At 46.5% G+C, this 21975-nt stretch carries 18 protein-coding genes and 1 tRNA gene; 5 read left to right on the plus strand and 14 right to left on the minus strand.

The window, feature by feature from the left end:
• Positions 1-101 precede the first annotated feature (101 nt).
• The gene (locus AAAA73_RS06850) at positions 102-758 is read right to left on the minus strand and encodes a L,D-transpeptidase family protein (protein ID WP_340597451.1); all 657 of its coding nucleotides are present in this window, start codon (positions 756-758) and stop codon (positions 102-104) included.
• A 122-nt stretch (positions 759-880) separates the two neighbouring features.
• Positions 881-2422: a hypothetical protein gene (locus AAAA73_RS06855; protein ID WP_340597452.1), complete on the minus strand. Its 1542-nt coding sequence runs from the start codon at positions 2420-2422 to the stop codon at positions 881-883.
• A 114-nt stretch (positions 2423-2536) separates the two neighbouring features.
• Here AAAA73_RS06855 and AAAA73_RS06860 point away from each other — a divergent pair, with 114 nt between their 5' ends.
• A complete protein-coding gene (locus tag AAAA73_RS06860) occupies positions 2537-3595 on the plus strand; it encodes a mechanosensitive ion channel family protein (RefSeq protein WP_340597453.1) in 1059 nt (352 codons plus the stop codon).
• The gene (gene ttcA / locus AAAA73_RS06865; RefSeq protein ID WP_340597454.1) at positions 3576-4400 is read left to right on the plus strand and encodes a tRNA 2-thiocytidine(32) synthetase TtcA; all 825 of its coding nucleotides are present in this window, start codon (positions 3576-3578) and stop codon (positions 4398-4400) included. The genes AAAA73_RS06860 and ttcA overlap by 20 nt, the downstream gene beginning before the upstream one ends.
• Here ttcA and AAAA73_RS06870 read toward each other — a convergent pair.
• On the minus strand, positions 4342-4968 hold the full coding sequence (locus tag AAAA73_RS06870) for a glutathione S-transferase family protein (RefSeq protein ID WP_340597455.1): 627 nt from the start codon (positions 4966-4968) through the stop codon (positions 4342-4344). The genes ttcA and AAAA73_RS06870 overlap by 59 nt on opposite strands.
• 189 nt (positions 4969-5157) lie before the next feature.
• On the opposite strand from AAAA73_RS06870, the gene AAAA73_RS06875 reads away from it, so the two are divergent.
• From AAAA73_RS06875 to AAAA73_RS06885, 3 genes are all read left to right on the plus strand, one after another.
• The gene (locus AAAA73_RS06875) at positions 5158-5475 is read left to right on the plus strand and encodes a hypothetical protein (protein ID WP_340597456.1); all 318 of its coding nucleotides are present in this window, start codon (positions 5158-5160) and stop codon (positions 5473-5475) included.
• Between the two features lie 93 nt (positions 5476-5568).
• Entirely contained in the window at positions 5569-5937 is a 369-nt protein-coding gene (locus AAAA73_RS06880) for a DoxX family protein (RefSeq protein ID WP_340597457.1), read from the plus strand.
• A 145-nt stretch (positions 5938-6082) separates the two neighbouring features.
• Positions 6083-6805 carry an alpha/beta fold hydrolase gene (locus tag AAAA73_RS06885; RefSeq protein ID WP_340597458.1) on the plus strand — a complete coding sequence of 241 codons (723 nt, stop codon included), beginning with the start codon at positions 6083-6085 and terminating at the stop codon, positions 6803-6805.
• A gap of 178 nt (positions 6806-6983) precedes the next feature.
• On the opposite strand, the gene AAAA73_RS06890 is transcribed toward AAAA73_RS06885, so the two are convergent.
• The 11 genes from AAAA73_RS06890 to guaB all read right to left on the minus strand — a co-directional run bounded on the left by AAAA73_RS06890 (position 6984) and on the right by guaB (position 21912).
• Positions 6984-7059, minus strand: a tRNA-Val gene (locus tag AAAA73_RS06890).
• A 77-nt stretch (positions 7060-7136) separates the two neighbouring features.
• A complete protein-coding gene (locus tag AAAA73_RS06895; RefSeq protein ID WP_340597459.1) occupies positions 7137-7535 on the minus strand; it encodes a hypothetical protein in 399 nt (132 codons plus the stop codon).
• Positions 7536-7635: 100 nt separating this feature from the next.
• Positions 7636-9027, minus strand: coding sequence for an asparagine--tRNA ligase (gene asnS, locus AAAA73_RS06900; protein ID WP_340597460.1), 1392 nt, complete (start codon positions 9025-9027; stop codon positions 7636-7638).
• A 58-nt stretch (positions 9028-9085) separates the two neighbouring features.
• Positions 9086-10801 carry a substrate-binding domain-containing protein gene (locus AAAA73_RS06905; protein ID WP_340597461.1) on the minus strand — a complete coding sequence of 572 codons (1716 nt, stop codon included), beginning with the start codon at positions 10799-10801 and terminating at the stop codon, positions 9086-9088.
• A 75-nt stretch (positions 10802-10876) separates the two neighbouring features.
• Positions 10877-11803, minus strand: a complete 927-nt coding sequence (locus AAAA73_RS06910; protein WP_340597462.1) for a hypothetical protein — start codon at positions 11801-11803, stop codon at positions 10877-10879.
• A 10-nt stretch (positions 11804-11813) separates the two neighbouring features.
• Positions 11814-12980 (minus strand): hypothetical protein, encoded by a 1167-nt coding sequence (locus AAAA73_RS06915; protein WP_340597463.1) that lies wholly within the window; start codon positions 12978-12980, stop codon positions 11814-11816.
• A gap of 5 nt (positions 12981-12985) precedes the next feature.
• Positions 12986-16522 carry a DNA polymerase III subunit alpha gene (gene dnaE, locus AAAA73_RS06920; RefSeq protein WP_340597464.1) on the minus strand — a complete coding sequence of 1179 codons (3537 nt, stop codon included), beginning with the start codon at positions 16520-16522 and terminating at the stop codon, positions 12986-12988.
• A 36-nt stretch (positions 16523-16558) separates the two neighbouring features.
• Positions 16559-17815, minus strand: coding sequence for an MFS transporter (locus AAAA73_RS06925; RefSeq protein WP_340597465.1), 1257 nt, complete (start codon positions 17813-17815; stop codon positions 16559-16561).
• 63 nt (positions 17816-17878) lie between these two features.
• Positions 17879-18832 carry a hypothetical protein gene (locus AAAA73_RS06930; protein WP_340597466.1) on the minus strand — a complete coding sequence of 318 codons (954 nt, stop codon included), beginning with the start codon at positions 18830-18832 and terminating at the stop codon, positions 17879-17881.
• A gap of 87 nt (positions 18833-18919) precedes the next feature.
• Positions 18920-20443, minus strand: a complete 1524-nt coding sequence (gene guaA / locus AAAA73_RS06935) for a glutamine-hydrolyzing GMP synthase (RefSeq protein ID WP_340597467.1) — start codon at positions 20441-20443, stop codon at positions 18920-18922.
• 5 nt (positions 20444-20448) lie between these two features.
• Entirely contained in the window at positions 20449-21912 is a 1464-nt protein-coding gene (guaB, locus tag AAAA73_RS06940) for an IMP dehydrogenase (protein WP_340597468.1), read from the minus strand.
• Positions 21913-21975: the final 63 nt, after the last annotated feature.

The following is a 21975-nucleotide window of genomic DNA, read 5'->3' on the forward strand; positions in this document are numbered from 1 at the left end:
TATGTTATGGGATTTCCTCAAATTCTCGAAGGATTCCTTCAAGGACTAGACTATTTTTGACATAAAAAAAGCCCCCTTAAGAGGGAGCTTCTTCGGTTCTTTTACTGTTCCACTTCATCCGGTGGCTGTGGAGTCTCTGGTGGAGGGGTTGGGTTTTGTGGAGGGGCGCTCATTTTACAGATCTCCACCGTCGTCCCCTTACCCGTCATCATATACAACTGTTCAATTTCGAGATTCGTCACGGCGATGCAGCCCTGGGTCCAATTGTAGAACGGATGAACTGCGGTGACCAAAGCGTTTTTAGTCGGGTCATTAGGGAAACCGTGAATCATAATATCCCCGCCAGCCGACTTCCCTTTGGATTTCGCATAAGCGCGATCGGCCTTGTTGGGATAGTTAATATGCAAACCACGGTAGTAAAGGCTCTCAGGGTTTTTGGAATCAATAAGGTAAGTTCCCTCTGGAGTCTTGTTGTCGCCCTCAAACTGTTTGTGACCGAATGGTGCGCCACCAAAAGCCACATCGTAGGACTTCAAAACCACATCAAATCGTAAAGCATAAAGCTTCTTGCGATCCTTGGAGATAACGATGCGGTCGACCTTCGTGCCATCGATAAAAAAGTTCTTAAATTGTTCAGAATTCAAACGAGGCAACTGATCCAGACGAGTGATATCGTTGCAATAAGAAGCCGATTTAGAAAATGCCAAACTTCCCGAACCCACGATAATCAAAGATACCAAGATAGACAGTGTTTTCATGGGGGCCGTTATAGCTCAGCCAGGACCTAAAACAAAGAATTGCTTCGGATATTTCTCTTTTATAATTAAAAAGGGGCCCATGCGTTGGAGCCCCCAAATAGCCATGTCCTTTTTTCAAGGAATTATTGGGTAAATACACTAGAGGAACAGGATTGGATGCAGCTTTCCTGAGACAGAGAAACCCGCTTATCCATGCACGCAGTCGTGCCCTTATGACGAACCACCGACAATGTTCCCAGATTTGGTGTGTAGGACTTGGAGTTGATTTTAGCCAGGCACGCATAATAAGCGTATTTTTCAAGTCCCGCCTTCATCTTTTCGCTGGTTGGAAGATAGTCTTTGGCAACTGAGTGATTGATGCCGACACCTTCTTTACTTGGTGAACTTTGCGCCACTGAAAAATCGAAACTTTCAGAAGTGATTTTACTGCAATCACTTGTGGTTCTGGCATTGGCAATACCAAATGGATCAGCACCCACTTTATCCACCAGCAACACGTGTCCTGGAACAGCCACGATATCCCCAGCCTTCAAACTCATATCCGGCGTGACGGAGATTTTATTCAGGCACGTCAGACCATTCTTAGTAGGCTCCACAAAAGCCGTGGAACCCCAGGCCCAGGAGTCAGACCCCTTCAGCGCCCGACCTTCCTTCACACGTAAACCCACCGTCGCCATGGAGGAATAAACATAAGCTGAACAGTCGATACCCAAAACGCTGGTACCACTGCCGCTGTTTTTAAAGAAATTGATCGGTGAGGTTGATGCCGTCGTCGCGTAGGGTTTGCCACCGTAATCATAGATTAGCGGATTCTGGCGCACATTAAAGCAGCTGGATGGATAATTGGATTCCTCTTTAATATACGGATGAGTGGCTTGAACTTTTGCAAGACTCGCGATCATACGTTTATTGCCGACGCCGTCAGAATGTTTTCCTGTAATGGAAATCCCTTGAATATCGCTGACACTGTCATCCAACGCGGGAATCTTAACACTGTTGCAGGACTGATAAGCGGTCGCCAAAGCCCAACGCTCACCGAATACAGCCAATGGCACACCTGCCGCCACCGCTTGTTTTTTATGGTATTCAAAGTCGGAATTAACCACCACTTCTGGTGTGGAAGGTTCTTCTGCTTCCGTTTCAGTGCCAGCTGTGGAGTTGGAACCTGAATCTTCAGGACATTCCAATTCCATGGACTTTACGGTAGTTGAAAGCTGAGTGAAATTGGCACGAATACGATCCTGCATGTATGAACGGAAGGTTGTGGAGCGATCACCCACATCAATGGCTGAAAGTAAAATTAGCAATTGGTCAGAGTTTTCCACACGCTCACCTTGCGGCGCTTCCGCCAAAAGTGAATCCACCAGGCCATCCAGATCTTTTTGGACTCGCTCGGCCTGTGCCGAAGTCATGCTAGGGTTTTCCTGAGCCAGCTTTTGCACGTGGATTTTCATCGCAGATTTCAACTCTTCCGCCGTGGGAATCGTTTTTTGCTCAATTAAATAACTTTTTAAACCGTCGTAGAGTTTTTCTTCCAGCTTTTGATTTTTACAAGCAATGTCTGAAACGGTCTGAGATGCCATATCATCAATAGCAACAGGAAGTTGTTGCCCACAAGCAGCTAAAAAAACGGATGCGCTTAAGGATAATACTAAGTTTCTCATGGGAAACTTATCGGTTTAACGACGCAGCTGCCTAACCGTTTTCGGCAAAAAATTTTCCCTCGACTAGACTAAAAAATAGTCACTATACTCATGGTTAACGATTGAGGAATCAGCATGGCAGAGAAGTTCATCAAAATTCAGGTACTGTACGACATTCTTCAACTTGAAGGTTACATTCTGATTGGATGTTTACTCGCAATCTCCTGGCTGTTTTACAAATTCTTTTTAAAAGAAGTAAGTGAAGAGCGACACAAAAGTATCCGCAATCATTTCCGTATTTTGATTCGTCACTTCGTTATTCTAAGCTTCTTGTTTGTTTTATTTATCTTCATGCAAAGTTCCGAAGCGCAATTGGCCAGCTTCAATCGCTTCACTCCGTACTTTGCCTTATTGACCTTTATCTGGGCCAATATCGTTTTCGTAAAAACAACTCGCTTGATGGTATTGCAGTACCTTTTTCTGGGATCCATGAAGCATGGTGTTCCATTGCTACTTGTAAATATTTTTTCACTGTTAATGTCCATCGTCCTGTTGTTTTGGGGCATCAACAGAATTTTCGGTTTGGAGCTGGGACCTCTGCTTGCAACTTCGGCGGCGGCATCCGTGATTCTGGGGCTTGCACTTCAGGACACCTTGGGAAATCTTTTTGCCGGGATTTCTTTGCAGCTGGATCGCAACTTTGAAATCGGAGACTGGTTGGAAATCACCAGCGGTATTCAAAAAGCCACGGGGCAGGTAAAAGAAATTTCCTGGAGATCCACGACGCTGGTGGGTTTTTCTGACGAGATCATCACCTTTTCAAATCGCTTCATGGCCAATGCCCAGATCTCAAACTTCTCCCCGCCCGACAACCCCATTCTACGCCGTCAGATCTTCCGCCTGGCCTATGGCGAAAATGTGGAACTGGCAAAACAGATCCTGGAAAAGATCGTGGCAGGAATTGGGGAGGTTCGCGGGATCCCAGCCCCTTGGGCCTATGTCTCTGATGCCAATGAGAACTGGGTGGAACTGAAAATTATTTACTTTATTGACCACTACAGCTCCCAGTACAGCATCGGCGATAAGGTTTATACGCGGGGTATAGCGGACCTGACGTCAGCGGGCATTAAATTAGCTCGACAAGTCGTTGAGATTTCGTCTAAAAATAACTCCGATGTCACCAGCAAACTTTGAGCACCCGCTCGCCATTAAAATCCGCAAACAAATCGTTCAGGCTTTGAATGATTTCAACATGATCGAGAACGGCGACAAGCTGATGGTTTGCGTTTCCGGCGGCAAGGACTCCAGCGTTTTACTTGCGCTTTTGACCCAAATTCAAAAACGTTCCGAACGTCAATTTCATGTGGAAGCCGCCATTCTGGATCAAAAACAACCAGGCTTTGATGCGACGAAATTCAAAGTCTGGATTGAATCCCTAGGGGTCAAACTTCACGTCATCGAAAAAGACACCTATTCAATCGTGAAAGAGAAGTCCAAAGGGGCGACGTACTGCTCTTTGTGTTCCCGACTTCGTCGTGGAATTTTATATGACTATGCCCATGATTTAGGTTTTACGAAAATGGCTTTGGGCCATCACCGTGATGACGTTGTTCATACAGCTCTTTTAAATATGTTTTATACGGGCCAAACGGCTGCGATGCCGGCTAAGCTGCGCTCGGATGATGGGCGCAATATTTTACTCCGCCCCCTGGCTTATGTTTCTGAACGCGATATCGAAGAATTAGCTGCTGCGTGGGCCTTCCCGGTGATTCCGTGCAATCTGTGCGGCTCCCAAGATGGTCTAAAACGCGTGCGCATCAAGAAACTGGTGCGCGACCTGGAAAAAGAAATTCCCAACATCTACTCGTCCATTCAAACAGCCATGGGCAATGTGAAGCCAAGCCAGATGATGGACCACGATTTATGGGATTTTAAAGGTCTTAAGCCATTGCTTTCTGAACAGCTGGACGCTCCGAAATCTTCTGAGCCCACTGTTTAACCCTGGGGGCCTCTGAAAACATCTCTGGGGCCATCTGCAGCTTCGCTGCGATCCATGGGTAGGTCGTCATGTCGGCGATCGTATAGTGACTACCCGCCAGATATTCTGATTTTTCCAAAGCCAATTCCAAAACACCAATAATGCGGCGACTTTCTTTTTCAAAGCGCTCAATGAAACCAGGATTGTGCGGGGTCATTGAGTTTTTTCCGTAGTACAGATTCCCGAAGTTGGGACCGACTCCTGACATTTGAAACATCATCCACTGCATCGCAGATGTGCGTTCTTTCAAATCAGAACCAAAGAATTTCCCGTTATACTTCTCTGCAAGGTAATAAAGAATTGCGGCACTTTCAAATACCGGCAAATCGCCATCAGCGGCGTGATCGACAATGACTGGAATACGACCATTGGGGTTCATAGCTAAAAACTCGGGCTTCTTTTGATCACCCGATTTTAAGTCCACCATGTGCTTGGTATAAGGAACACCCAGCTCCTCAAGCATAATAGCGACTTTACGACCATTAGGGGTAGCAGCAGTATAAAAATCGATCATCACAACCTCCGCCATAAATTGAATATCCAACGACCCGCAAAAGCAACAATACGTTCACAAGGATGCCCTAAATTAGCCACTGTTCACTCCCTTTACAGGCCAAAAGCAACCTACCTATTTATGAGCCAGGTTTGGCTTTTGCTAGGTATGTGGATGAAAAAGGGAGATATTATGAAATTGAAAGGCTTTGCTACATTAATTCTATTGGTTCTGGCTACATCCTCATCATTTGCTGCATCTAATGTATGGTTTAGCGATGGGCAATGCCACGAAGTCTCAAGCGACGGCGACGACTTGGGTGTCGTGAACAGCCAATTATGTGGTGGAGGTGGAAATACCTATCAATGGCTTGCCGATGGCAATTGCCATATTTGGACAGGTGGCGATACGGATGGTGGTACTGTATCTGATCAAATGTGCGGTGGTATTATCTATCAAAGATTCGGCGACGATACCTGCCACAAGATGTCTCGCGGTGGCGCTGACCGTGGCGTAGTCGCTGAAAGCTATTGCGGCGGATAACCCCAAAGGCTTCTATTTGTTGAACCTGCGATGAAAGGCACTGATTGAACTCAGTGCCTTTTTATTTTAGGCTTTAAGCAAACGGGGGTCTCTATGAATATTGCTCTTTGGGTACTACAAATCCTTCTTGCTCTGCACACTGGTATTGGCGCCCTCTGGAAATTCTCTCATACAGCAGAGCAGACCATGCCTTCGTTGGCGCTGATTCCCGACGGAGTCTGGATGGGGCTTGCCATCGTTGAGCTTCTTTGTGCAACTGCCCTCGTGATTCCCGGCATTCTAAAACGCCATACACTGCTAACTCCGATTGCCGCGGGCCTTATCGGATTTGAGATGCTGATCTTCTGTACTTTGCACTTTTTCTCGGGGGATCGCTCACCTCAACCGGTAATCTATTGGCTGATCACAGCGGGCTTCTGTGCATTTATCGTTTACGGCAGAACCATTCGCCGTCCTCTGTAAAAAAGTACTAAGGGCAACACACACACCTTTTCATTACCCCTGCTACATCTCCACATCCGATTCGGATGCGGCAGCGTGATATACACGAAGTCTGTGCGGTGTTCGTCGCTGGGTGGTTTAGAAACATTCCTTTGATGACATTGCGATGGAAGTTCTGATTAAATTTGGTATGGAAGAAAAATTTATTCCAAATGACGAAGGCCAAATTCACACGCTATGGCAACCTCTCAAAAATACCGCCTTTATCTTAATGATACCAGGTATGTTTGGCGTAGCTGAGGACTGTAAAGAAGAGTTTGCGAGTCTTACCCAATATTCTTTGGCTGCAATGAGCGTCAGAGGTAGAGGAAAGAGTACTCGAGCATTCGTTAGTTACACATTCCATTCTCAGGTTAGCGATGTGCTTGCAGTCATTGACTCATGTCCTGACGAAAATATTATTCTCTTTGCACATTCATTCGGCTGTCTTTTTGCAGTCGCTGCTTGCGAGAAAAGGATAGATCGCATCGCAGGCCTTATTTTAGTAGATAAGGGCTTAATTCAGAACAATATATCTGATCAGTGGCTTCAAAGAGTCGTCGAAAGTCCTCCGCAAAATTCTTCTATTGAAATTGCTCGAAAAATTCATGACGAATTTTCGCCTGTCGATCTAAGCGGAGTTTTTAAATCTCTAAATAAGCCTACATTGTATTTTAAGGGCGAGAAGGAAGGTCATGCTTTGCAAGAACAAGAGGCTAAAGAACTCGAGAAGTTGCCTAATGTTCAAATGGTCAGATTAAATGAATCGGGGCATTGGCCAAGTGAATCAGATTACGACACATTTATCTATAAGATTCAAAAGTTTGTCGCCTCTTTGGGTGTTCAATAATCGTTATGGAATCGAATAAACAAATTACCAAAAATCACTGGCAAAAAAGCTGTACTCAATCAGACTGACATCATGCAGAACCGCTGCGGTTCCGCGTTGCAGGATCTGTTGCGTTAAAAACTTGAATTCGCCCTGTTACCTGAGGGGAGATTGGAAGATTCCTTCCTGAGGAAGAAATTGGTGCGAATAACTGGACTTGAACCAGTGACCTCTTCCATGTCAAGGAAGCGCGCTACCAACTACGCTATATCCGCACATAATTGGAGAGATAAATCTATCTGTTGCCCCGCGGTTCCGCAAGAAATGGCTCAGCGCAACACTGGGTTCGACTCTATATTGTCGTCCACTTTACACAGCGAACTCGGTGATTCTTCCCTAAACTGGGTCCATAGGATCCACCTTTTGAAAAGCGATAGACCACTGGCAATCCATCCCCGACCGCAAAGAGCCTGGATTTCGTCCACACAAAGCGTTCGGGATGTGTTTTGGTTGTCAGATGATCCAACTCCTCTTTGGCAGGCACATCCCACTTCTCAAAGACTTTATCATCACAAGCCACAGTGGTGGTGTTCGTGACCTCGCAGGGGGACTTCAACTTTTTGCAATACTTATTTGCCTTTTCATAGGGCATCTCTGAAGCAGACAGCGGTGACATCATCAGTACATATTTGATGGATGCAAAAGAATTACTCGAGACAAACAAAAGCAGAAATAGAACGACAAATCTCATCGGACCTCCAAATTGCAAAACTAATCTGGAGATCCCTAGAGGTCATATCGAAATATTTTATGGGAGGTATCTTGTTATTCTTATCGAACAACAACGCTCTCTAGAATAGAGCGTTGTTCGGCGTTCTTGGGAATGGAATCACGTCACGGATATTAGTCATCCCCGTCACGTACATCAGCATACGCTCAAAGCCCAAGCCGTATCCTGCGTGTGGGAAACTGCCATAGCGGCGAAGATCAGTATAGAAAGAATAGTCATTCAAATGCAGACCATGACCCGTCATACGGGATTCCAGGATCTCCAGATTGTCTTCACGTTGGGACCCACCAATGATTTCCCCGATACCAGGAGCCAACAAGTCCATGGCACGAACAGTCTTACCATCTGCGTTTAGCTTCATGTAGAACGCTTTGATTTCTTTTGGATAATCCGTCACGAAAACCGGGCGTTTGAAGTGCTCTTCAGCCAGGAATCTTTCATGCTCGGATTGCATGTCGATACCCCACTCAACATTGAACTCAAACTTCTTGCCGGATTTTTTCAAAATATCGATCGCCTCCGTGTAAGTCACACGGGCAAAGTTGTTGTTCAAAACGTTGTTCAACTTGTCGAACAGGCCTTTTTCGATGAACTGACTAAAGAATTCCATCTCTTCCGGACATTGTTCCATCACGTAGCGGATGATGTACTTGATCATGTCTTCAGCCAATTCCATATTCGCTGTCAAATCAGCAAAAGCGATCTCAGGCTCGATCATCCAGAACTCCGCCGCGTGACGGGAGGTGTTTGAATTCTCCGCACGGAACGTTGGACCAAATGTGTAGATATCACGGAAAGCCGCACAGAATGTTTCACCATTCAACTGGCCTGATACCGTTAAGTTTGTCTCTTTACCGAAGAAATCTTTGGAAGCATCAATCTTGCCATCAGCCGTTTTTGGTGGATTGTCCAACTTCAATGTTGTTACACGGAACATTTCACCAGCACCTTCAGCATCAGAGCCGGTGATGATCGGAGTGTTCACGTAAACGAAGTTTTGCTCCTGGAAGAATTTATGAATTGCGTAAGCCAATACCGAACGCACACGGAAAACTGCAGAGAACGTGTTACCACGTGGACGCAAGTGCGCGATCTCGCGCAGGTACTCGAAGCTGTGACGTTTGTTTTGCAGTGGATATTCCGCAGAAGCTTTTTGAATCACTTCAACTTTGGAAGCCAAAACCTCGAATGATTGACCTGCTCCTTGGGACTTCACCACTTTACCCGTGACGATGATGGAGCTTGCGATAGAAAGCTTTGCCACGTCAGCAAAGTTTGCCATTTTTTCGTCAAAGACTACTTGCACACCTTTAAAGAAAGAGCCGTCATTCAACTCGATAAAGCCAAAGTTTTTTTGGTCACGGATCTTACGAACCCATCCGGACATTTGGATTTCTTTATCCAGGTGTTTTTCAGTTTCTCTATAAAGTGATTTAACCAGTGTCGTTTGCATAGAAGGCCCTTTCACAGACTCTCTATGATTATGTATTTTTCGCTATAAAATCAATATTTTAATCGCGAGCCAGCATCTCCCAGTCCGTCAGATTATAACGGCCCAGAATCTCCTGAAGGTGAGAGTTCTTACGGGATTGCGCAAACCACTCATCCAAACCCGTACCCAAAACCTGAACCTGGGGGTTTTTCTTAAGGCCCACTAGGACTAGAAAGCTAAAACCGGTGATGGAAGTTGGATGAAGGGTAAATTGCCCTTTATCGCGAAGCAGATAATAACGGAGAACGTTATAATCTCCCAGCGCCACGTCCATGCGTTTTTGCGCCACGATGCGCACCATTCTTTCAACAACGTCGGAGCCTGAAAGCTTATTGATTTTCTGTCCAGAAAACTCAGCCTCAATACGTCCATCCTGAAGTCCGAAGTCAGAATAAATGATTTTCTTATTCACCTGGGATTGTCGGTCAAAAATCTGCGGCGCCTTATTGGCTTTATCCAACAGCGCTCCGGTGTAGTTCACCCCCAACTGAGGACCCACGACCAGAATATCATCCATATAACGAACCAGGTATTCCGGCGCGATAATGTAATCTAGCTTGCGATTTTGCAGCCCTTGTTTCAACCGTGCAGTCGTCACATTCTCCAAACGCAGCTCAACACCGAGATCGCGAGAGACCTCCCCTAGGATTTCAAAAAGATAACCCGTCCATACACCCGGGGACTTTTCACAAATATACGGACAAAGTGGAGTCGTCCCAATGCGAATGATGCGCTTCTGATTTCCATCAAATTCCTTTCGCGCCAGAGGGGAGGTGGTTTTCTTTTCTGCTTTTTTGGGAGCAACGGCTTTGGGCACACCCATCCAGCCTGGATACTCCGCAATATTCTTTTTGGTGATAGGGAACGTGGTGACACGAATCTTGCGTTCAACCGGATTCCCATTTAGCACTTTCACAAGCACCCGAACGGATTCACGCCCCAGTTCCCCGCAGAACTGAGCTGAATCAATAACCGTCAAACGATCTTCTCGAATATTCTCAACCGAAGCAGGGTCCCCATCAAAGGTGGCGTGTCTGATTTCGGTTCTTTTCTTGGCATAAAGTTCTTTGATTATCTCCAAACCACCACCGTCATTGACGGTCAAAATCAAATCGACACTGTCTTTCGCTGGAAAATCCTTCAAAAACTTTTTAACGGCTGCCTTGCCTGAATCGGGATCAACCGCCTGATAAACACCAACAACTTCAAAACGGACATTCTGACTTCTTAAAGAATCAAAAAAACCATCTACCCGCTCCGTGGTTGATGAAACCTGCGGATACTCAAAAACGACAATTCTGATTTTCTTTTCAGGCTTGAATAAACTTGTGATGAACTGCCCGTTGTCCCGCCCCGCATGGTAATTCGCACTCGTGATAAAGGCAGTCAGATCACCGTTCACGATATACTGATCGTAGGCAATGACCGGAATTTTCAACTTATTGGCTTCTTGCAGACCGGAAGCCAGGGCTGAGTTGTCAGTCGGTTGGATGACGATGGCATTCGGCTTTGTTTTTAAGGCTTGTTGCAATTGATTGACCTGATTTTCAATCCCGGCCCGTCCTTCACCCGCAACATAGGGAGTCACAGTGATGGAGTTTTTTCCTTTGTTTTCGGTATTATATTTCTGAACCTGCTCTTCGAGGCCTTTGCGCATGGCAACCTGGCCTTCGATTTTCATACTCCAGTATAAAACGGCCACTTTCCAGTCCTTGGCATGAGCGACTGAAGACATCAGGATAAATATGCAAAGCAAGAATGAGTATTTCACGCTTTCATCGTAACCCGAAATATTTTCGAAATACAGGAATTAATAGATCTCTACGCGGTCGTTTTCTTTAAATCCGGAACCACTATGAATGATGGCAATAGAGCCGTCGGTTCCAAAGTAAGAAATCACTTCAAGCGTGCCCTTCAATCGACCAGGAGCGCGTCCAATATGCGTCCCACTTTCTGGGTCATAAATGTCATTACCATCCTCGATCACCTTTAGAAGATCACCCATTTCCAAACCGGAAATCTTGCCAACATTCAGATAAATGCGATCTCCCTGTATTGCAGCAATACGACCTTCCCAGGAAATCTTCTCAAGCGCCGTTAATACCTGCGGAGAGAAATCCAAAAAAGCATCTTTAACAATAACGTCGATCATATCAGGATTGTTTTGCAAAAACTTGTCAGTCTCCACTCTCTCACCAACTCGAACGCCTTGGTCTTTAAGAGTGACTGTCTTGATAGTGTTAAAAACTTCCTGACCACTGCGAGCTGTGACAACGCGAACTTGGGCCACGACCTCAAAACCCGTGGTCATTTGTCGAACAACACCTACGTTGTCAGCACTGCGCTTGACTCGCACATCCAGAACACGACCTTCCAAAACAGCATTGAAACCCAAGGCACCGGCAGCTTTGGATACTTCAGAAAGTTTATATCCACCTGCGGGGTCCATCATTTTGGTCAAATCAATATTTAGTTCTCGACTGTCCATAGCGATCAACTCGCCTGAACGATTTAAATCAGAAATAAAAGCCGCACGAGCACGATCCCGTACACTTTGGGGACGTTTATCTGAGGAATCCAAAAATGGTAGAACCATCAAACGCTTGCGAGGCGAAGAATCATTCTTATAAGAGACCTGGTTGTCATCACGAACTTCGCGCTGAGGACCGCCACCGCGATCCACCGTCATACATCCCACCATGGACAAAACGGCCGTCAAAACCAAAAGCAATCTCACCAGAGCCTCCTTATTGCGCCAGTTTTAAAACAATTTCTTCGCGATCTTCAGATACTTTAACCAGTTTCTTGCCATTGACATCCAATGTCTCAAGCTTTGTGGCAAGTTCTGCTGCCGAAGCCGCAGTGTCCACTTCAAAACTGACAGAGTCAGAACTCACCAATCTCTCACGAATGTTTTTAACCTGAGTCAATTGGGAGCGAATGCGCTCCTTCAAAGCTTCCATCGAAGGCAACGTATGCTTGCCAGTAACTGTCACGCGAATAACGGAAGTACCCACGGAACCTCTTTGCCATGCTTCAAACACCTGGGAAGCCAGATCATTGGAAACCGCCTCGGCCACTTCGCGGATTTTTTTATCAACCGCACCCTCGAAGGAACCTTGCACATCGTAACGACGAGACACATCCGCAATCGGGCGGGCATTGCTTACCTGCAGGGCTGTCATGCGGATCTCAACTTTATAGCCGTTACCTTTATCCGCTTTACTTAAAAAGATCTGGCCGTCAATCAATACCGGAGCATTGAAGTATTGCGCAAAAAACTGCGCATCATCACCAGCAATTCTTTCATTCTGATAACTGCCGGGAACATTGATTCCCAAACCTGATTCGACGGGCTTGATCACATAAAAACCACTTTTCAAAAAAGAACCACGAAGGGCTTCTTCAATGGTGCGATTTTGTTTTACCAGAAAGCCTTGATTCTTATCCGAGGACGTCTGCCACCAACGGTAACTGCGTCCTTCAACACGATCCACGACACTGATCACCGGCAAAACCACCGGAATGGTGTCGTTTTCGTTCAAAAGTGAATTCACCTGCAAAAGCTGTTTCAGATCCGTCAGCGACACTTTCATGTTCACTGTCATCTTGTACTCTTCACCTTCCTGAGTGATCGGTGAAGGCTTCACAAATGGAATATAACGGGGCGAAAGCTTGATCACTTTATTCGCGATCAAGGATTTGTTTTTGGAGTATCGTTCCTCGCCAATCAGATCCTTGATAACTTCCTCGGAAATTTTTTGCGAAGCTTGGTTTTGAATATCCGCCTTTGCAGCCTGCGGAGTTGTTTGTTTGGAAGTTCCGGCGAAGTTACGCTCCAGAAGATCCGCTTGTTGTGCAAATACGATAGAAGAAAACATCACGAAGAAAACAATCAAAGATGCAAAACGCATTTTCCTTACCTCAATTCAATAAAATCCGTTCGTCCAAACAAGGAATGGACGCCTTCAAAGAACTCATTGCTGACATTCACACCGGATATATCGCCTACTTCCATCATCACACGGCGACGGACGTCGGGTATATCAATTTCCAGACTTACTGCCGTTGGACCGGGATTATCCTTCATCAATAAACTCAAACTCTGATAATCCTGGTGCGGAATACGATCCAGCCTAAAGACCATACGTTTGGTTTTCTTTAAAATGTCCTCCAACGGAGACACAGAATCCACCATGATCTTTGCCACCCCTTCCTCGACCTCAAGACCACCGCCGATCAACATCGGACGCTCATCTTTCAGCATCTCACCATTCTTGGCGAAAGCATCGGGGAAGATCACCAACTCCACCGCCCCGGTCAGATCCTCGATCTTACCGAAAGCCATACGAGTTCCTTTTTTCGTGATCAACTCACGCAACTCAGTGATGAGGCCGGCGACGATCACGCGCTTTTTCGCAGCATCGCGGTTTTTCCAGTCTTTCTTGGCGGCCTGCATGGCTTCCCATTCAGGTGAACCCTGAGCTGGCATCTGGGCTGGCAAATCCACAACTTTACAAGTCGTAAAGATCTCAGATAGTGTATCAAACCCCTTCAACGGGTGATCACTCAGATAGAAACCCAAAACTTCTTTTTCGTAAGCCAGAGTCGCTGTACGGTTCCAGGATTTTACCTCTTCCAGTTTAACAATAGTTTCTGTAGAAGGCCCCAGATCAAACAATGACGACTGCCCCAGCTCACGGTCTTTTTGCAAACCTTGAGCTCGATCCAGGAATTTCTGATAACCGCTGATCAACTGATTCCGGTGTGCACCGAACCCATCGAAGGCACCAGCTTTAATCAAACACTCGATCACTTTTTTATTTACGCGACGAAGATCGATCGCATTGAAAAATTCATCCAGAGAGTTGAACTTCTTGTCAGGCATGTTTTCACGGGCTTCAACAATGGCTTCAACCGCATTTTGCCCAACACCCTTGATCCCGCCCAGACCGAAGTAAACTTCGTCCCCATGGGCACCAAAGAAATATTCCGAGAAATTCACATGCGGGGATTTAACCGTGATTCCACGCTTTGCCGCATCCTTGGAGTACTTGACGATTTTATCCGTATCAGACAACTCGGTGGAAAGAAGTGCAGCAAAGAACTCAACAGGATAGTGGCACTTCAACCAGGCCGTCTGTAACGTAACAACGGAGTAAGCAGCGGCATGGGATTTATTGAAACCGTAATCCGCAAACTTATACATCAGATCAAACAACTCAGAAGAACGATCTTTGTTGTGTCCTCTTTCGATCGCACCCTTCATGAAACGTTCACGGTGCTGATCCATCTCCTCTTTGATCTTCTTACCCATCGCACGACGAAGCATGTCGGCTTCCCCGAGAGAGTAACCGGCGATTCGCGAGGCGATACCCATAACCTGTTCTTGATAAACCATAATCCCGTAGGTCTCAGACAAGACCTCACGAGTGTCTTCCAGAAGATATTCAACCGGCGCTTTGCCATGCTTACGATCTGTAAAGTCAGGAATATTTGCCATCGGACCCGGACGGTACAACGACGTGATCGCAGTGATATCCGCAAATGACGATGGACGGATTTTACGAGTGGCATCGGTGATGCCCTCACCCTCGAACTGGAACACCCCTGCGGTATCACCACGTGACATCATTTCAAAGGTGGCCGTATCGGTCATCGGAATCATGCGTGACGTGATCGCCTTGCCACGATTCTTTTTGATATGTTTCAACGCTATGTTGATGTGAGTCAGCGTCTTCAATCCCAGGAAGTCGAATTTGATCAAACCGATTTTCTCGGCATGCTTCATATCGTATTGAACGACTTGCTCGCCATCAGCGCCTTTATAAAGCGGCGCGTGTTTCACCAACTGACCATCACCGATGATAACACCGGCCGCATGGATCCCTGCGTTTCGAACCATACCTTCCACACGCTGTGCAAGATCGATTAAAGTCGCAACCGTTGGATTCATCTCCATCATCTCAGTCAGGCGAGGCTCCATCTCAAGAGACTCTTTCAAACTGATCCCCAATTTATCCGGAATCAGCTTTGTCACCTGATCCACTTCAGCGAAAAGCATTCCCAATACGCGACCCACGTCTTTCAGAGCAGCACGAGTCTGCAACTTACCGTAGGTGATGATCTGAGAAACTGAAGCCTGACCGTATTTCTCGGTCACATAACGAATCACTTCCTGACGACGATCCTGACAGAAGTCGATATCGAAGTCGGGCATGGAGATACGTTCCGGATTCAGGAAACGCTCAAACAGAAGGAAATTTGGAAGTGGATCCAAATCCGTAATTTTTAATACATATGCGACCAGAGAACCCGCACCGGATCCACGACCTGGCCCCACAGGGATGTCGTGATCCTTTGCCCAGCCGATGAAATCCTGGACGATCAAGAAGTAACCGTTGAACCCCATGCGATCAATGATACCCAGCTCATAATCCAAACGAGCAAAGTAGTCCGGTTTTTTCTCTTCAGGGACAGCCTCCCCGCGTTCTGCAGCCTCTTCAAAGCGCTGCAACAGGCCTTCTTTTGAACGACGGGCAATGTCTTCTTTCAAAGTCACGCCTTCGTCAGTGGGGAATGTTGGCAAGTGATAAATGGGCTTGCCAGCGTCGTCCTTAAGTTTGAATTTCACATCGCAGCGCTCGGCGATTTGCAAAGTGTTACTGATGGCCTCTGGAATATCAGAGAACAATTCAACCATTTGCTCTGGTTTTTTAAAATAAAACTCATCCGTTCCCAAACGGAAACGACCTTCATCACTCAAAGTTTTATTGGTTCCGATACAGATCAATACCTCTTGGGCGATCTGATCGTCCTGAGTCATGTAATGAACATCATTACTAGCCACCACAGGGACGCCCGTGATTTTTGAAGCTTCCAAAAGGAAGGGATTGATCTGATCCCACTCTGGAACGCCGGTACGGCACATTTCCAGATACAGACGATCATCAAAGATTTCTTTCAGTTGGCGGATCTTGGCCAGCGCTGCATCCGCGCCTTCTTTCATAAAGGCTTCAGCAACCTCACCACGCAGTCCACCCGTCAAACAGATCAAATCAGAATTGTATTCTTTGATAACTTCGTAATCGATACGCGGTTTCCAGTAAAAACCTTCCTGATAACCGATCGTCGAAAGCTTACAAAGGTTTTGATAACCCTTGGTGTTTTGCGCAAGGAACACCAGACGGCGCGGCCCTTGAGCGACCTGATCGCGGTCTTGTTTTTTCTCCAAACGCGAACCCGGCGCAAGATATGCATCCAAACCCAATAGTGGTTTTACGTTGTTATCCTTGCAGGCAAAGTAAAACTCAACAGCACCAAACATGTTGCCGTTATCTGTTAACGCCGCCGCAGGCATGTTCATGGCAGCCGCTTTTTTTGCGATTGCTTTAACTCGGCAGGCAGCCTCTAAAAGGGAGTATTCTGAATGGGTGTGCAGATGAACAAAAGACATGCTAAATTCATATCTTAGCCACGTCGTTTATTCAAATTAGGAGCCTTGCGTTAACCCCTCTGGGGGAGTAAGTTTTTGCTCATCTTTGCCTTGACTCTGATAGCGCCAAAACTGAGGCAACAAAAAGCCTGTTAAAACGACCATAACAGCACAAATCAATCCACCACTCGCAACGCTGACAGGCACAGAATACTTCGCTGCAACCCAACCCGCACGGGCATTTCCTAATAGTGGTCCCGACATATACGAGATCATTTCAATTCCTGACAACCGGCCGCGCAGGTTGTTGGGAACTGTCTGATTCCAAATAATACCTCGAAATAATCCACTCATCATATCCGCCGCACCGGCCAATGCTAAAAACAAAACGGCCACCCAAAGATTCTGAGCAAACCCCACTCCGATGATGAACACCGCCCAAAGAGTTGCCGCAATCACCACCGCACGACCGTGATGTCGAACCTTCCCGGTCCAACCACTGAACAAAGTCATTAGCAAAGAGCCCACGGCCATCGCAGAAAACAAAGCGCCTGCTGCTGTGGCTCCTCCCCAATTTTCAGACATGGCCGGAAACAATGCGACAGGAAATGCAAATACCATCGCAACAATATCGATCACATAGGTACCGACAAGTTCGGGTTTTGAAAGGGCATATTTAAGTCCGACCTTGGCATCTTCCAACGGGGATTCGTCCCGCTTTTCAGGAGCCGGCATACGACTCATCATATACAAAGCAACAAAGGCTGCTGCAAAACTGATAACATCAAAAAAGTAAGCGCCTTTAACGCCAAACTTCGCAATCAACACACCACCCAGGGCCGGCCCCACGATGGCGCCCGCCGCCCAACGAAAACTTCCCAGCGCACCGATGGCCGGATAATCCTCGGGCTCAACAATTTTTTGAGTCATGGCCTCCATCGCAGGACGATGAAACCCCAAAACAGACTGAAAGATCGCAACTAAAACAAAGATCAACGGCACCGACGGTTTTTCCCGACACGCATTCAAGGCCTGAGCCAGAATAATCAATGTCATGATAATTTCTGAAGTCAGCAGCAGCTTTCTGCGATCCATGCGATCCGCGAAAGTTCCACCTAAAATTCCAAACACTAGAACTGGCAACAGTTGGACCAAACCCAACATTCCCACCAGCCAGTTGTCTTTGGTCAACTCATAGACCTCATAGGGAATCGCCACATAAGTCACCATGCTCCCCAAAAGAGAAACCATCTGTCCAAAATAAAGAAGTCGGAAATCACGATATTTACGAAGGGGAGCAACATTAATAAGCATTGCTCATTCTATTGCGACTTAACATTTTTCGCAAGAACGCTTAACAGAAGTAAACTCGCGATTCTAGATTGCCAAGGACCGCAAGCTCACACCTTCTGGCACCGTCGCCTGATCCACACTCAGTCGATCCTTCAACACAGGAATGATCACGGTTTTATCGCCTTGCCCGCCGTTGAGGATGATTTTAATTTGAACCCCCTCCACGCCACTTGGCTCAGTACCACCGTCGATATTCCACAGAGTTGCGATGTCACGGGAGATTTCAATTTTATCACTGTCGGTCACGTTTGGATTTTTCTCCATCTCAACCGAAAGCACGCTGGCCCCGAAGCCTTCTGCCACGGCCATATCTATTTGCAGGCGTTGATAGAATTTACTGACGATTCCCATCTTCACCAAAGCAGCCTTCATTTTACCAGCATCTGGCGCCACAAAGTCCTGATCCCGGGTACTATCGGTCCCAATCACACCGATATATCTTTGCGGCAGAGTCGAATTCGGAACATCCAACACAAAGGGATGCTGCACCTGAGGATTTTCAGAGAAAGAGTTAAAGGATATAATCAAATAACCAGTGGCAACATCGTAAATTCGGTAACCCGTGGCAGCTCCACAGCACTGCGAAAGCCCCGTGGTGACCAGCCCAAATTCATGATCGTAGTTAATCAACGTGGCTTCTTCGGTTTTCTTCCATGCTGGGGTTTTTAAATTCTCCCCGGTGACGACTTCCATTTTTAGTTCGCCGAAAATACCGTCTTGATCCAGGGAATAATTGGTTTTAAGCCTGCTATCAACCAGGAACAAACTTTGCGTTGAGTCCTGATTGTAGCGAACCAGCATTTCGTAATTTTGAATGGCCTTACGAACCTGACGAAGATTGTTTAAATCCGTGACGTAGCCGAATGCCGACGTGCCTGCGGTTTGAAAGAAAATCTGAACTGCGGCGAAAGAAACACTGGTTACGGCAAGGGCAGCGAACACCACCCATTTTAAGCGTGTCACCTTTAAGCGAATCACCGTGGACCTCCATCTTTTGAGAATGAATCTACTCTCCTTAGGTTTATCGAAATCAACCCGCGGCAGTAGATCCAAAGTCAAAAGACACTATTCCCACTCGATAGTTCCCGGAGGCTTACTGGTCACATCATAAACGACGCGATTTACACCCTTCACCTTGTTGGTGATCAAATTTGATACTTCACGAAGGAAGGCAAATTCGAAAGGATACCAGTCAGCTGTCATGCCATCACTGGAGGTCACAGCACGCAATGCAAGAACATGATCGTAGGTTCTGGAATCGCCCTGTACACCGACAGTCTTAACCGGCAGAAGCACACAGAATGCCTGCCAGATTTTTTCATATAACCCGTGTTTGCGAAGTTCAGAAATGTAAATTTCATCGGCATCTTTCAAAATGCGCAATTTCTCTGGTGTCACTTCACCCAGAACACGAATCGCCAATCCCGGCCCTGGAAACGGATGACGCCACAATAGCTCTTTTGAAAGACCCAATTGCGCACCCATAGCACGAACTTCGTCTTTAAAAAGCTCACGCACCGGTTCCAACAATTTAAGATTCATTTTCTCCGGCAAGCCACCCACATTATGATGAGATTTGATTGTGACACTTCCGCCAATTGACGAGACGCTTTCAATCACATCCGGATACAGAGTCCCTTGCGCAAGCCACTTGATTGGCAATGACTTATCATAGCTTTTATCAAAGACTTCAATAAACACCCTGCCGATGGCTTTACGCTTGTCTTCAGGATCCGCTTTACCGGCAAGTGCAGTCATGAACTCCTGAGTCGCATCGACACCACGAACATTCAAACCAAGACCTTCATAGTTTTTCAATACGGATTCGTATTCATTTTTTCGCAGCAAACCGTTATCCACAAACACGCAGTGAACACGGTCCGCACCCAGAGCTTTGGTTAGCAAGGTCGCGACTACGGTGGAATCAACGCCGCCACTTAAGCCCACCAAAACGTGATCTTGGGGTTGAACTTTCTTACGAATGTCGTCCATCAAGTGATCCTTGATATGAGGAGCATCCCAGTCAGCAGGGGCGTGACACATTTCCGTCGTGTAGTATTTCAACAAATCCAATCCGTGCTCGGTATGAGCCACTTCCGGATGAAACTGAACTGCCAGGACATTTTCTCCGCGCATGGCCGCCGGATGATCACCATCAGAGTTTGCGATGACTTTAAAGCCCTCAGGGACCGCCTCAACGACGTCACCATGGCTCATCCAAACTTTCTGCTTTTGCGGAACGCCTTTTACGACTTCCGTCCATGTTACATAATTCAGCCCATACTCACGGTGCTGAGCTTTTGCAACACGGCCACCCAATGAGTGAGTCAGCAATTGCATCCCATAACAAACGCAAAACAAAGGACTTATGTTACGAAGCTCCTGGATATCTCTTTGCGGAGCACCAGTCTCATAAACTGAATTAGGTCCGCCACTTAGAATGATTCCATAAGGTTTCTTTTTAAGAATTTCTTCTGTTGGATATTTATAGGAATGAATTTCCGAATAATATCCCATTTCACGTAAACGGCGCGCAATCAACTGTGTGAATTGCGAACCAAAATCCAAAATAATAAATCCACGCAGCATAATAATTAACTTTCAATTCTGTAGTTCGGAGCTTCTTTGGTGATACTGACATCATGAACGTGCGACTCACGCAGACCCGCTGCGCTGATTTGAACAAATTTTGCACGCGCCTGAAGCTCATCAATATTTCCAGCTCCCAAATAGCCCATGCCAGATTTCAAACCACCGACCAGCTGATGGATAATTCCGCTGGCAGGTCCCTTGTAGGCCACTTTGCCTTCGATACCTTCAGGTACCAGCTTTTCATTGTCTTCGATATCCATTTGCCCGTAGCGATCCTTGGAACCCTTTGCCATGGCACCCAGCGAGCCCATGCCGCGATAAACTTTGTAACTGCGCCCTTGAAAAAGAATTGTTTCGCCTGGGGACTCTTCGGCACCAGCAAGAAGATTTCCGATCATCACTGTGTTGGCACCCAACGCCAGTGCTTTCGTAATATCGCCGGAAAACTTGATACCACCATCAGCAATGATTGTTTTTCCTTTGGCTTTGGCAATACGTGCGCAATCCATCACCGCAGAGATCTGAGGCATACCAACACCTGCCACCACACGTGTGGTGCAAATGCTGCCAGGACCGACACCCACTTTGACAACGTCAGCACCCGCTTCAATCAACGCTTTGGTGCCATCAGCAGTCACCACATTACCGGCAACCACAATCACGTCTTTAAATTTCTTGGAAACATGTTTCACCATGTCCACAACATTTTTTGAATGTCCATGAGCCGTGTCCACACAAAGAACATCCACGCCCGCCGCAACAAGTGCTTCTGCACGCTCCGCAGAATCAGTACCCACACCGATCGCCGCACCCACGAACAAACGACCGTGATTATCCTTGGTCGCCTGCGGATAATTTCTGGCCTTTTCGATATCCTTGATAGTGATCAGACCTTTTAACTTTCCTTTGGCATCAACCACCGGAAGTTTTTCAATACGATGCTTTTGCAGAATTTTTTTAGCTTCATCCAGAGTCGTTCCCATTTTCGCGGTGACCAGATTTTCCTGAGTCATCAGATTGCGAATGGGTTGATTAAAGTTTTCTTCAAAACGCAGGTCGCGATTTGTTAATATCCCCACCAGCAAGCCATCCACCGTAATCGGCACACCGCTGATAGAATACTTTTCCATCAAATCCAAAGCTTCTTGCACCATATGATCCGGTCCCAGCGTCAGTGGGTCCATGATCATACCGCTCTCATATTTTTTTACCTTTTCAACTTCAAGTGCCTGTTTATCAATCGAAAGATTTTTATGAATAATCCCTAAGCCACCGAATTGCGCCATGACCCGGGCTGTGCGATTTTCAGTCACCGTATCCATCGCAGCAGATATGACTGGCGTATTTAAATATTTGTCGCGGGCGAAAAAGCTGCGTGGAACCACTTCCGTCGGTGTGATTTCAGAAAATTGAGGAAGCAGCAAAATATCATCAAATGTCAGTGCAAAAGGGATCTCACGTTCCATAAAAAACTCCTGTGAATATTCTGTGTTGAATCAATGCAGAGTTCAACAAGAACACCATCAGGA

It is taken from the genome of Bdellovibrio sp. GT3 (assembly GCF_037996765.1).
Taxonomy (GTDB): domain Bacteria; phylum Bdellovibrionota; class Bdellovibrionia; order Bdellovibrionales; family Bdellovibrionaceae; genus Bdellovibrio.

Coding starts and splice junctions, on each gene's coding strand:
- AAAA73_RS06880 (WP_340597457.1), top strand. CDS start 5,569: ATGAATATTGCTCTTTGGGTACTACAAATCCTTCTTGCTCTGCACACT.
- dnaE (WP_340597464.1), bottom strand. CDS start 16,522: ATGTCTTTTGTTCATCTGCACACCCATTCAGAATACTCCCTTTTAGAG.
- asnS (WP_340597460.1), bottom strand. CDS start 9,027: ATGCAAACGACACTGGTTAAATCACTTTATAGAGAAACTGAAAAACAC.
- AAAA73_RS06895 (WP_340597459.1), bottom strand. CDS start 7,535: ATGAGATTTGTCGTTCTATTTCTGCTTTTGTTTGTCTCGAGTAATTCT.
- ttcA (WP_340597454.1), top strand. CDS start 3,576: ATGTCACCAGCAAACTTTGAGCACCCGCTCGCCATTAAAATCCGCAAA.
- AAAA73_RS06925 (WP_340597465.1), bottom strand. CDS start 17,815: ATGCTTATTAATGTTGCTCCCCTTCGTAAATATCGTGATTTCCGACTT.
- AAAA73_RS06905 (WP_340597461.1), bottom strand. CDS start 10,801: ATGTCTTCAGTCGCTCATGCCAAGGACTGGAAAGTGGCCGTTTTATAC.
- AAAA73_RS06850 (WP_340597451.1), bottom strand. CDS start 758: ATGAAAACACTGTCTATCTTGGTATCTTTGATTATCGTGGGTTCGGGA.
- AAAA73_RS06915 (WP_340597463.1), bottom strand. CDS start 12,980: ATGCGTTTTGCATCTTTGATTGTTTTCTTCGTGATGTTTTCTTCTATC.
- guaB (WP_340597468.1), bottom strand. CDS start 21,912: ATGGAACGTGAGATCCCTTTTGCACTGACATTTGATGATATTTTGCTG.
- AAAA73_RS06860 (WP_340597453.1), top strand. CDS start 2,537: ATGGCAGAGAAGTTCATCAAAATTCAGGTACTGTACGACATTCTTCAA.
- AAAA73_RS06870 (WP_340597455.1), bottom strand. CDS start 4,968: ATGGCGGAGGTTGTGATGATCGATTTTTATACTGCTGCTACCCCTAAT.
- AAAA73_RS06855 (WP_340597452.1), bottom strand. CDS start 2,422: ATGAGAAACTTAGTATTATCCTTAAGCGCATCCGTTTTTTTAGCTGCT.
- guaA (WP_340597467.1), bottom strand. CDS start 20,443: ATGCTGCGTGGATTTATTATTTTGGATTTTGGTTCGCAATTCACACAG.
- AAAA73_RS06885 (WP_340597458.1), top strand. CDS start 6,083: ATGGAAGTTCTGATTAAATTTGGTATGGAAGAAAAATTTATTCCAAAT.